5 protein-coding genes are annotated in these 3,807 nt (G+C 60.7%); 2 read left to right on the top strand and 3 right to left on the bottom strand.

Going from position 1 to position 3,807, the window contains the following annotated elements; all coding sequences use genetic code 11:
* Nucleotides 1-294: 294 nt before the first annotated feature.
* The gene (locus tag B7G66_RS00115; protein WP_003620865.1) at nucleotides 295-831 is read right to left on the bottom strand and encodes a thioredoxin family protein; all 537 of its coding nucleotides are present in this window, start codon (nucleotides 829-831) and stop codon (nucleotides 295-297) included.
* An 85-nt stretch (nucleotides 832-916) separates the two neighbouring features.
* Between B7G66_RS00115 and B7G66_RS00110 the strand changes: the two genes are divergently transcribed.
* On the top strand, nucleotides 917-1,234 hold the full coding sequence (locus tag B7G66_RS00110; protein WP_003620867.1) for a hypothetical protein: 318 nt from the start codon (nucleotides 917-919) through the stop codon (nucleotides 1,232-1,234).
* Nucleotides 1,235-1,249: 15 nt separating this feature from the next.
* On the opposite strand, the gene B7G66_RS00105 is transcribed toward B7G66_RS00110, so the two are convergent.
* Together B7G66_RS00105 and B7G66_RS00100 are read right to left on the bottom strand one after the other, a co-directional pair.
* Nucleotides 1,250-2,179 carry an SAM-dependent methyltransferase gene (locus B7G66_RS00105; RefSeq protein WP_040512121.1) on the bottom strand — a complete coding sequence of 310 codons (930 nt, stop codon included), beginning with the start codon at nucleotides 2,177-2,179 and terminating at the stop codon, nucleotides 1,250-1,252.
* Between the two features lie 74 nt (nucleotides 2,180-2,253).
* Nucleotides 2,254-2,631 carry a DUF423 domain-containing protein gene (locus B7G66_RS00100; protein ID WP_040512123.1) on the bottom strand — a complete coding sequence of 126 codons (378 nt, stop codon included), beginning with the start codon at nucleotides 2,629-2,631 and terminating at the stop codon, nucleotides 2,254-2,256.
* Between the two features lie 446 nt (nucleotides 2,632-3,077).
* Here B7G66_RS00100 and B7G66_RS00095 point away from each other — a divergent pair, with 446 nt between their 5' ends.
* Nucleotides 3,078-3,629, top strand: coding sequence for a DUF4142 domain-containing protein (locus tag B7G66_RS00095; RefSeq protein ID WP_003620872.1), 552 nt, complete (start codon nucleotides 3,078-3,080; stop codon nucleotides 3,627-3,629).
* Nucleotides 3,630-3,807: the final 178 nt, after the last annotated feature.

The following is a 3,807-nucleotide window of genomic DNA, read 5'->3' as shown; positions in this document are numbered from 1 at the left end:
GCTTTTTGGAAAAAGCTTCACCAAAAACCTTTATAATTTCAGTGCGTTATCAAGACAGACTTTTCAAACAGTCTCTTAAAAAACCTTGCGAAGACAGGGTATCGCCTGAAATTTTCCCATTCCTTGTCAATGGAATGCTTTCAATCAGGCGTTAGCGACAGGCACAGGTCGGGGGGGGGGCTGTTTCCCAAGGGATTTATAAGGTTGCTGCCTTTGCGAGAAAAGCAGCCCCTTCCCCCACCAATGTCGTCATGCCCCCTCACTGGGGATCGGGAACCGTGCGCCCGCAGACTGTCAGGTGCGTGCATCCCACTGTGCCAGCAGGTCGATCACCGCCTGTGACGACATCGCGCGCGCATTACCCAGAGCCGTCAGGCCATCGGCATTGAGCACCTTGCCCTGCGCCGTCACAACCAGCACGGTCGGCACCGCCGAAATCTTCAGCCCGTGCTGCTCAAGGAATTCGAGGTTGGTATTCATACGTTCAACATTGATCATCACCACCACGAAATGGCGTGCGATCCATGGGGACACGGCCGGGTCATCCATCAACCCCGCCAGAATGCGGCAGTCAGGGCACCAATTTCCCCCGAAATCCAGCAATACCTTGCGCCCGGTGGCCCGCGCGGTGTCAAATGCGGTGGCGATCCGTTCACGCGTCCCCTCCGTCGGGCCATAAGGCTGTGCCGGAACGGTTGGGGTCAGGTTGCCGATCTGTGGCGGTGCCTCAACCGTGGCGGCCTGCGCACCACCGGCAATCGCGCCAACGCACGCACCCGCCACCAGCCCTGCGCGCCACAGGCGCGACATATGTCCAAAACGTTCATTCATCCTGTTGTTTTCCTCTCCCGCCATCTTCCCCCGACACGAACCGACCGCGACCCGCCCGCTCCCAGAGGAAAGGTAGCCTATCCATATGAAGAATACTGATGCAACCACCGGTGTCTCCCTCATCCGCACATTGGCGAAAACCGGCAGTGTCCTGATCGTCACAATGCTGCTGATGGGCAGCCTGCGCTACAGCGCGATGGTCGCAGGGCTGGTGGATCGTATCGCGGGGTCCGACATGTGGCTTGCGGTCTATCGCCTGACGGGGGCCGCGGATGAAACCGACCGCGAACGCACCATCATCATGGGCGTCGCACTTGTGTGCTGCCTCCTTGCCATCGGGATCGTGCAGTTGGGGGAATACGGCATCGAACGCCTGCGCAGGCGGCGGGCGGGGCGGCCCTGACCCCATTGCACGCCATCAGGCGACGTCCGGCGCGCCCGTACGCATCCAGAAGAACGTCAGTTCATGCTTGTTATGCCACAGGTGGCGCACCACCCCGCCGGGCAGCGCGGCGAACTGCTCTGCCGTGTCATGGTCGGTCTCCCCCTGGAACTTGATGGTCAGGACCATGCGCGCCACACGCCCGCTGTCGATCCAGCGCCGCGCCAGCGCCAGCAGGCGCGTGGGATAGGCGATGATGTCCGACAGCAACCAGTCCACATGCGGCATCGATGCCGGGTCGAGGCCAAAGGCACTTTCACGCCGGGTCGTAACACCAGGCAGGGCCGCAACGCGCGGGTCAAGGTCGGCACGGTCGATGGCGATCACATCAGCACCACACCGGGCAGCCACCCATGTCCATCCCCCCGGCGACGCCCCAAGGTCGAGGCAGGTTTCCCCCGCCCGAGGCCATTGCCCCAGCCGTGTGAATGCCTCCCACAGCTTGAGATACGCGCGCGAAGGCGGGCCCTGCCGATCCTCCACGAACTGCACCTCCCCATTGATGAAGGGCGATGTCTTGGTGGGGGACAGCAGCATCCTGTCCGCCGACAGCAGCGTCCATGCCCCCAGATGCCCCTGCGGCGGGAGGGAGGGAAACACCAGCGGTCGCGCAGCCAAAGGGGGCAGGTTCTGTGCAATCAGCGCAGAGCGGCGATGCAGGTCCGGCGCATATCCGGCCCAGTTGCGCTGTATCGCACGCAGGTCGCGCGCCGCAGCCTTGATGGAGGGGATATCGCGCGACTGCGGCGCGGTCCATACCTCCAGCGCCCATGCGCTGCGCATGGGTGGCTGTATCGTCAGGGCAAGGCGCCCATGCCAGCGGACTTCCACACCCTGCCGCGCAAGTTCATGTTCCAGCGCCGCCTCGAACCCCGGCGCGGCGAGGTAGGCGGCACCGACATCCATGCCTGTCAGGTCAGGGGAGCCTGTCAGACGGGGGGGCGACGTTTCGCCATGCGCCATGTCCGCGTGTCCAGATGTCATGAACGGATGACCCCCACCGCCAGCAGCAACCATGACAGCATCAGGATACTGCCCCCCGTTGGCGCCACCGCCCCAAGATGGATACCCGTAAAGGCCGTGAAATAGACCGCGCCACAAAAGATGCACATCCCCAGCGCCATTGCACACCCCGCAAGCGAGACAAGCCGCTGACACCCCGCCTGCATCATCAGGACGCCGATACCCAGCAGCCCCAGCGCGTGCCACATCTGCATCTGTATGGCCTGCCGGGCCATGTCCCGCCCCCCCTGCGCAAAGAATTGGTCGGGCAGGTGCGCGACGAACGCACCAGCGATCACGCCCAACAGCGCGGCAAGCGCGGCCAGGGACAGTAAAAAGCGAATAACAGTCGGCATCGGGCCATCCATGACAGGGAATACGGGCATGACGGGCCAAAAAGCCCGTATATTATCCCCCGAGCATGTAGCCTATAAACGCCCCATGGCCCATACAGGTCATGACGCCGTGTTCCATGCCCGACACGCATGGGCGCATGCATCATGCACGGGAACCGGCAAAGGTTTTTCAAATATAACTCATTGATAAAAAATAATAATGATTGCCTGAGGCCAGCTTTTTCCACCCCACAGGCATGGCAGGGGGACTTTTTAACGCCAACCGGCCGGAAACGTCCCCAGGCTTACACCGCAGCTTACGCCGCGTTTCACAGCCACGGTTTTCACGCCCCCCTTAAAAAGCAGATAAAACCCTGTAATGCGGGTTTGTCGGCAGGGGCAAAACTGCTAGACTTTTTCATACGTTCAGCGGGTCGTTCGCATATTTCTTGTTAGGAAAATGATACATGAAAAAATACGCTGCCTGGTTCCTCTGCGCTTCGGTCGCGGCGCTGCCCGTTTCTTCGTTTGCGCGTGCCCCAAAGGCTGTGACACCGCCGGCACCGCCGCCCTTTACCGATTCAGACACGACCTTTGCCGAAAACGCCACAGAGGTGAATACGTTTGAAATCGAGATTTCGCAGTTGGCCACGGCGCAGGCCAAGCGCCAGAAGGTGAAGGATCTGGCCGCCGACCTCGTCAAGCAGCATACCGACAACCAGAACAAGCTTTCCGCACTGGCGCTTCAGCACGGGCTTGAACTGAACAAGGACATGAGCACCGACGAACAGCAGATCATCGACCGCCTGAAGACCGAAAAGGGTCATCGCTTCGACCGTGACTACCTCGACATTCAGGCGCAGGCCCACAGCGACGCGCTGGCGATGTTCCAGAACGAAGCTGAGTCCGCAAGCGACCCGGACCTGAAGTCCTATGCTTCCGCCACGGCGGACGCGACACAGGCGCACCTGAACGACGCGCTGAAGCTGGGTGCGAAGAAGCCGACCACCACGCACTGATTCAGTGTCTGGTGTCCCTGCCCCTGACATGCGGGGGCAGGGCGCGTTTGCATTCTGGCTGCGCAACCGCTGGCAAGGAATAGGCGCGCCAGCTCAGCGCATGATAAGAGACTGTTTGAAAAATCAGACTCAATAATATCCTGAAATTATAAAGGTTTTTGGTGAAGCTTTTTCCAAA

The organism is Novacetimonas hansenii JCM 7643 (assembly GCF_000964405.1).
Classification (GTDB): Bacteria; Pseudomonadota; Alphaproteobacteria; order Acetobacterales; family Acetobacteraceae; genus Novacetimonas; species Novacetimonas hansenii.
Note: the sequence above shows the minus strand (reverse complement) of the source record. Positions and strands in the feature narration are given on the sequence as shown.